The sequence below is a fragment of the Kitasatospora sp. NPDC057198 genome (genome assembly GCF_042670125.1).
GTDB lineage: Bacteria > Actinomycetota > Actinomycetes > Streptomycetales > Streptomycetaceae > Kitasatospora.
On sequence record NZ_JBHUWH010000384.1, the window covers coordinates 1 to 7,575 of the forward strand.

Sequence of the window (7,575 nt, forward strand, 5' to 3'; positions counted from 1 at the left end):
GCTCAGGGGCGCAGCGCCCGGACGGCGGCGGCGAACAGGTCGCCGCGCTCACCGTAGTTGGTGAACATGTCCATCGAGGCGCAGGCGGGCGCCAGCAGGACGGTGTCGCCCTTCTCGGCGGCGGCGGCCGCGGCCGCGACGACCTCGGCCATCGCCCCGGCGCCAGTCTGGCCCGGTGCGGGCTCGAAGACCGGGACTTCCGGGGCGTGTCGCTCCAGCGCCGCCCGGATCAGCCCCCGGTCCTGGCCGATCAGCACGACGGCCCGCAGCCGGGGCGCCGCGTCGGCGACCAGCTCGTCGAAGGCGGCGCCCTTGGCGAGGCCGCCGGCGATCCACACCACCGGCCGGTAGGCGGCCAGCGAGGCGGCGGCGGCGTGGGTGTTGGTGGCCTTGGAGTCGTCCACGTAGGCCACGCCGTCGACCTCGGCGACGTGCGCGATCCGGTGCGCGTCGGGGGTGAAGGCGCGCAGCCCGTCCCGGACGGCCTTGGCGTCGACGCCGTAGGCGCGGGCCAGCGCGGCGGCGGCCAGCGCGTTGGTGATGTTGTGCGGGGCCGGCGGGTTCACGTCGGCGACGGCGCCGAGCTCGGCGGCCGAGTTGGCCCGGTCGGCGACGAAGGCCCGGTCGACCAGCAGGCCGTCGACCACGCCGAGGTTGGAGACGGCGGGCGCGTCCGGGCCGAAGCCGACCGCCCGGCAGCCCTCCTCGACGTCGGCCTCGCGGACCAGCGCCTCGGTGGCGGGGTCGGCCAGGTTGTAGACGCAGGCGACCTGGTTGCCCTGGTAGATCCGGCCCTTGTCGGCGGCGTACGCCTCCATCGAGCCGTGCCAGTCGAGGTGGTCGGGGGCGAGGTTGAGCACCGCGCCGGAGTGCACCCGCAGCGAGGGCGCCCAGTGCAGCTGGTAGCTGGAGAGTTCGACGGCCAGCACGTCGTACGGCTCCTCGGCCAGCACGGCGTCCAGCACCGGGACGCCGACGTTGCCGACGGCGGCGGTGCGCCTGCCGGCCGCGGTGAGGATCGAGGCGAGCATCTGGACGGTGGTGGTCTTGCCGTTGGTGCCGGTGACGGCCAGCCAGGGGGCCGGTTCGCCGGTGGCGGGGTGCGGGGCGCGCAGCCGCCAGGCGAGTTCGACGTCGCCCCAGACCGGGACGCCGGCCGCGTCGGCGGCGGCGAACAGCGGGCTGTCGGGGGCCCAGCCGGGCGAGGTGACGACCAGGGCGGTGCCCGCGGGCAGGGTGGCGCCGTCGCCGAGGCGGACGGTGACGCCCTGCTCGGCGAGCGGGGCGGCCTTGGCCGCGAGGGCCGGGCCGTCCCCGCCGTCCACGACGGTGACGCGCGCGCCGAGCCCGTGCAGGACGCGGGCGGCGCTGATCCCGGAGAGGCCGATCCCTGCGACGACGACCGGCAGTCCGGCCCACTCCGGGTTGTTCACTTGGTCACCCATCCCGCGTAGAAGAGTCCGAGTCCGACGGCGACGCACAGGCCCTGGATGATCCAGAACCGGACCACGATCAGGACTTCGCTCCAGCCCTTGAGCTCGAAGTGGTGCTGCAGCGGCGCCATCTTGAAAACGCGCTTGCCGGTCATCCGGAACGAGCCGACCTGGATGATCACCGAAAGAGTGATGATCACGAACAGGCCGCCGAGGACGGCGAGCAGCAGCTCGGTGCGGGAGACGATGGCCAGGCCGGCCAGCGCGCCGCCGAGGGCCAGCGAGCCGGTGTCGCCCATGAAGATCTTCGCGGGCGAGGTGTTCCACCACAGGAAGCCGAAGCAGGAGCCCATCAGCGCGGAGGCGACCACGGCGAGGTCCAGCGGGTCGCGGACCTCGTAGCAGGAGGCGGTGGCCTTGATCGCGTAGGCGCAGTTCTGGCCGTGCTCCCACAGGCCGATGAAGGTGTAGGCGCCGAAGACCATCACCGAGGCGCCGGTGGCCAGGCCGTCCAGGCCGTCCGTCAGGTTCACGCCGTTCGACATCGCGGCGATCATGAAGTACGCCCAGATGACGAACAGCACCGGGCCGATGGCCCACTTGAAGTCCTGCACGAAGGACAGCCGGTCGGAGGCCGGGGTCAGGCCGCGGCTGTCGCTGAACTGCATCGCCAGGATGGCGAAGGCGAGGGCGACGAAGGACTGGCCGAGCAGCTTCGCCTTGGCCCGCAGGCCCAGCGAGCGGCGCTTGACCACCTTGATGTAGTCGTCCAGGAAGCCGACCAGGCCCAGGCCCGCGGTCAGGAACAGCACCAACAGGCCGGAGGCGGTGGGCATTTCGCCCGTTATCGCCTTGGTCGCGAAGTAGGCGATCAGGGTGGCCAGGATGAAGGCGATGCCGCCCATCGTGGGCGTACCCTTCTTGCTGTGGTGCGCCTTGGGGCCGTCGTCGCGGATGTACTGGCCGTAGCCGTGCCGGGCGAGCACCTTGATCAGCGCCGGGGTGCCGAGCAGGGTCAGCACCAGGCCGATCATGCCGGAGAAGAGGATCTGCTTCACTTCGCGGCACCGTCCGCGAGCAGCGCCTCGGCGACCTTCTCCAGGCCCACCGAACGGGAAGCCTTCACCAGGACCACGTCCCCCGGCCGCACCTGACTGCGCAGCAGCTCGATCGCCGCGTCCGCGTCGGACACCAGCACCGACTCCTCACCCCACGAACCTTCGTTCCTCGCGCCCAGTTCCATCCGGGCCGCCTCGCGTCCGCCGACCGCCACCAGCTTGGTGATGTCCAGCCGCACCGCGAGCCTTCCGATGGTGTCGTGCTCGTCGAGGCTGTCCTCGCCGAGCTCCCGCATCTCACCGAGCACCGCCCAGGTGCGGCGGCGCTCCGGGCCGGTGCCCGCCATCGTCGCGAGGGCCCGCAGCGCGGCCCGCATCGACTCCGGGTTCGCGTTGTAGGCATCGTTGACGACGGTGAGGCCATCGGCCCGGTCGACCACCTCCATGCGCCAGCGGGACAGCGCACCGGCCTCGCCGAGTGCTTCGGCGACGCGGTCGACGGGCATCCCGAGCTCCACCGCCACCGCGGCGGCGGCGAGGGCGTTCGAGACGTGGTGCTCACCGTACAGGCGCAGCTGCACGGGTGCGGAACCGGCCGGGGTGCTGAGCGTGAACTGTGGCCGCCCGGTGGCGTCCAGGCGAACGTCCGTGGCGCGGATGTGCGCGTCCGGGGACTCCCCGAACAGCACGACCCTCGCCCTGGTGCGGCTGCTCATCGCGCGCACCAGCGGGTCGTCGGCGTTCAGGACGGCGACGCCCTCGGGCGCGAGGGCCTCCACCATCTCGCCCTTGGCCTCGGCGATGCCCTCGCGGGAGCCGAACTCGCCGACGTGCGCGGAGCCGACGTTGAGGACCAGCCCGACGGTGGGCGGGGTGATGCCGGTCAGGTACTCGATGTCGCCCTTGTGCCGGGCGCCCATCTCCAGCACCAGGTGACGGGTCGTCGGGTTGATCCGCAGCGCGGTCAGCGGGTGGCCGATCTCGTTGTTGGCGTTGCCCGGCGCGTAGACCGTCTCGCCGTGCTTCGTCAGCACCTGGGCGATCAGGTCCTTGGTGGAGGTCTTGCCGGAGGAGCCGGTCAGGCCGACGATCCGCACCTCGGCGGAGCGGGCCACCACGGCGCGGGCGAGCCGGCCGAGGGCCACCACCACGTCGTCCACCAGGATCGCGGGCACGCCGACCGGCCGGGTGGCGAGCACCGCGGCCGCGCCGCCGGCGACGGCCTCCGCCGCGAAGTCGTGGCCGTCCACGCGCTCGCCGGCCACGCACACGAACAGCCCGCCGGGCTCGATCTGCCGGTTGTCGTGCACCACGGCGCCGGTGATCGACGCCTGCGGGTCCGCGCCGTCGAGGGTGCCGCCGACGGCCTGCGCGGCCTCGGCCAGGGTCAGAGCAATCACCGGTCGACCTCTTCCTTGTTCGCCCACTCGCTGGCGCCCTGCTGCTCGATCGCGGTCCGCAGGACCTGGCGGTCGTCGAACGGGCGGACCTCGCCCTTCACGTACTGGCCCAGTTCGTGGCCCTTGCCCGCCACCAGCACGGCGTCCCCGCTGTGCGCGCGGGCCACCGCCAGGGCGATCGCCTCGCTGCGGTCGGGGACGGCGAGCACCTCGCCGCGCTCCGCCTCGGGCACCTCGGCGGCGCCGGCGAGCATGGTGGCGAGGATCGCCAGCGCGTCCTCGGAGCGCGGGTTGTCGCTGGTGAGGACGGCGGTGTCGGCGAGCCGGGCGGCGATCGCGCCCATCGGGCCGCGCTTGTACGGGTCGCGGTCGCCGCCGCAGCCGACGACCACGTGCAGCCGGCCCTTGGTGACCTCGCGCAGCGAGGCGAGCACGGAGCTGAGCGCGTCCGGCTTGTGGGCGTAGTCGACCACGGCGACGTAGTCCTGGCCGGCCTCGACCTTCTCCATCCGGCCGGGCACCCCGGGGACGGCGGCCACCCCGGCCACCGCGGCGGCCAGGTCGACGCCCGCGGTGACCAGCGCGGCGATCGCACCGAGCGCGTTGGAGACGTTGAACGGGCCGGGCAGCGGCACCGAGGCGTCGGCCCGCTCGCCGTCCGGGCCGACCACCCGGAACGTCGAGCCGGCCGGGCCGGGCTGGACGTCGACGGCGCGCCAGTCGGCGGCCGGGTCGCCGGACGCCGAGAAGGTGGTCATCGGGATCCGGGCCTCGCCGGCCAGCCGGCGGCCGTAGGAGTCGTCCCGGTTGGCCACGCCGCGGCGGGACTTGCCGGGTTCGAACAGCCGGGCCTTGGCCCGGTAGTAGTCCTCCATGTCGGGGTGGAAGTCGAGGTGCTCCGGCGTCAGGTTGTTGAACAGCGCGACGTCGTAGACCACGCCGTCGGTGCGGCCGTACACCAGCGCGTGGCTGGAGACCTCCATCACCACGGCCTGTGCCCCGGCCTCGCGCATCACGCCGAGCACGGCGTGCAGTTCGGTGGCCTCGGGGGTGGTGCGCTCGGACTTGACCCGCTCCTCGCCGACCCGCATCTCGACGGTGCCGATCACCCCGGCCGTCCGGCCGGCCCCGCGCAGGCCGCCCTCGACCAGGTAGGAGGTGGTGGTCTTGCCGTTGGTGCCGGTCAGACCGATCATCAGCATGCCCTCGCTGGGCGCCCCGTAGACCGCGGCGGCCAGCGTGCCCATCACCTCGCGCGGGCTGTCCACCACCAGCAGCGGCAGGCCGGTGCCGGCGGCCAGTTCGGCCCCGGCGGCGTCGGTGAGCACGGCGACCGCGCCGGACGCGGCGGCCGCGGCGGCGAACGCGGCGCCGTGGTGGTTGGCGCCGGGGAAGGCCACGTACACGTCGCCGGGCCGCACCACCCGGGAGTCGTGGGTGACGCCGGTGACCTCGGGGCCCTCGACGGGGGCCAGGCCGAGCAGCCGGGCCGCCTCGGCGAGGGGCAGCGCCGCGCTGCGGCGGGGACGGGGCGGGCTCGCGGGGGTTTGTTCGGGTTTCGGCACGGCCGGAAGGCTATCGGCCCCGCGCCCCCCGGGGCCAAACCGGGCCTGCTCCGTGACGCTGCTCACAGGGCGCTGCGCGCGCCGGGGGGTGTCGCTCATCTCAGGGCTTCCAGTCGACGGGCAGGTTCGGCGCCTCGCTGCCGCTCGGCGGGACCTGGAGGGTCTTGAGGGTGAACTCCATCACCTGCTTGAAGACGGGCCCGCACAGCTGCCCGCCGAAGTGCCCGTTGACCGGGTCCTGGATGACGCAGGAGACCGTCACCCGGGGCCGGTCGGCCGGGGCGAAGCCGATGAAGGAGGCGGTGTACCCGGAGTACTTGCCGGTCTTCGGGTCCACCCGGTTCGCGGTGCCGGTCTTGCCGGCCACCCGGTAGCCGGGGATCTTCGCGGTGTTGCCGGTGCCCTGCTCGTCGGTGACGACGGACTCCAGCATCTCGGTCAGCGTCTTCGCGGTCTGCTCCGACACCACCCGGTTCTGCGCCCCGGCGGGCGCCGGGGTGAACTTCCCGTCCGGCCCGGTGGTCCCGGCCAGCAGGCCGGGGGCGACCCGCACGCCGCCGTTGGCGATGGTGGAGAACACCGAGGTGGCCTGCAGGGCGTTCACCGACAGGCCCTGGCCGAACGGGATGGTGTACTGCTGCGAGCCGCTCCAGTCCTCGGGCTTGGCCAGGATGCCGCGGGTCTCGCCGGGGAAGCCCAGGCCGCTGGGCTTGCCGATGCCGAACCGGTCCAGGTAGTCGGCCAGCACCTTGTTCGACTCGGCCTGGGTGGCGCCCAGGTGCTCGGCCGCCTCGATGGTGCCGATGTTGGACGACTTGGCGAGCACGCCCGCCAGGGTCAGGTACCAGGTCTCGTGGTCCACGTCGTCGTGGAAGACCCGGTCCGCCCGCTGCAGCGTGTTGGGCACCTCCACGTGGGTGTCCCAGTCGGCCTTGCCGGTGTCCAGCACCGCCGCCATGGTCATCAGCTTCGCGGTCGAGCCGGGCTCGTACGCGTCCTGCAGGGCCGCGTTGCCGAGCTCGTCGGCGCGGGCCGAGGCCAGGTCGTTCGGGTTGAAGCCGGGCGAGGCGGCCATCGCCAGCACCTGACCGGTCTTCACGTCCTGGACGATCACGTAGCCCTTCTCCGCCCCGGCGTTGGCGACCTGGTCGGTGATGGCGCGCTGGGCGGCCCACTGGATGTCCGGGTCGACGGTCAGCCGCAGGTCGGTGCCGGGCACCGGGTCCTGCCGGGCGCCGCCCGCGGTGGCGACCCGGTTGCCGCCCGCCGAGGCGTACGTGGAGTGGCCGTCCTGCCCGGCGAGCAGCTGCTGGTACTGGAGCTCCAGGCCGCCGCTGCCGGCGCCCTCCGCGTTGACGAAGCCGACCAGGTTGGCGGCCAGGCCGTCGGCCGGGTAGCTGCGCCGGGTCGACTGGTCCCAGAACAGGCCGGCCAGCGGGTTCACGCAGGCCGCGTCGAGGTACTGCCGGCCGCCCTTGTCGGCGGGCTTCTTCAGCAGCTGGGCCTGGGCGCGGCAGGCCGCGGTGTCCACCTGCTTGGCCAGCGCGGACTTCAGGTCGGCGATCTGGTTCTTCGTCTCCGGGGACTGGCGGGCCGTCAGCAGCGCGTACTGGCTCTTCGGGTTCTTGCTGTTCGGGTGCAGCTTCTCGGCCAGCTTCTCCTTCGGCTGCCCGAGGATCGGCGCCAGCAGCGCCGCGGCCTGTTCCGGCGCGTCCGGCAGGTGGGTGGCCTCCGGGGTGAACATGGTCGGGTCGGCGGTGATGTCGTACGCGTCGACCGAGGTGGCCAGCACGGTGCCGTCCGCGGCGGTGATCGAGCCGCGCTCGGCGGGCAGCGTCACCCGCACGTACTTGTTGGCGCCCGCGGCGGCGGCCAGCGCGTCGGAGTCCAGCAGTTGGAGCTGCACCAGCCGGCCCGCGAAGACCGCGAAGACCAGCAGCAGGCAGACCGTCACCAGCCGCAGCCGGCGTCGCGGGTCGGCCAGCTTGATGGTCCGCGGCCCGGACGGGGCCGGGCGGCGCGGCGGGGCCGGACGGCGGGCCGGGCGGGCGCTGGGGCGCGGCGGGGCGACCTCGCGGTGCCCGGCCGAGGCGCGCGGCCGGGACGGGCGGGCCGGGGC

The 7,575-nt window shown here is 73.8% G+C and carries 5 protein-coding genes; all 5 read right to left on the reverse strand.

The window, feature by feature from the left end; all coding sequences use genetic code 11:
• Positions 1-2: 2 nt before the first annotated feature.
• Positions 3-1,445: a UDP-N-acetylmuramoyl-L-alanine--D-glutamate ligase gene (murD, locus tag ACFUEL_RS30765; RefSeq protein WP_380240064.1), complete on the reverse strand. Its 1,443-nt coding sequence runs from the start codon at positions 1,443-1,445 to the stop codon at positions 3-5.
• Entirely contained in the window at positions 1,430-2,491 is a 1,062-nt protein-coding gene (gene mraY / locus ACFUEL_RS30770) for a phospho-N-acetylmuramoyl-pentapeptide-transferase (RefSeq protein WP_380240065.1), read from the reverse strand. Before mraY ends, murD begins: the two co-directional genes overlap by 16 nt.
• Positions 2,488-3,891, reverse strand: coding sequence for a UDP-N-acetylmuramoyl-tripeptide--D-alanyl-D-alanine ligase (gene murF, locus ACFUEL_RS30775; protein WP_380240066.1), 1,404 nt, complete (start codon positions 3,889-3,891; stop codon positions 2,488-2,490). Before murF ends, mraY begins: the two co-directional genes overlap by 4 nt.
• Positions 3,888-5,555, reverse strand: a complete 1,668-nt coding sequence (locus tag ACFUEL_RS30780) for a UDP-N-acetylmuramoyl-L-alanyl-D-glutamate--2,6-diaminopimelate ligase (RefSeq protein ID WP_380240067.1) — start codon at positions 5,553-5,555, stop codon at positions 3,888-3,890. Before ACFUEL_RS30780 ends, murF begins: the two co-directional genes overlap by 4 nt.
• 1 nt (position 5,556) lies before the next feature.
• Positions 5,557-7,575: peptidoglycan D,D-transpeptidase FtsI family protein (locus ACFUEL_RS30785; RefSeq protein WP_380240068.1), on the reverse strand; the 2,019-nt coding region annotated here is incomplete at its 5' end.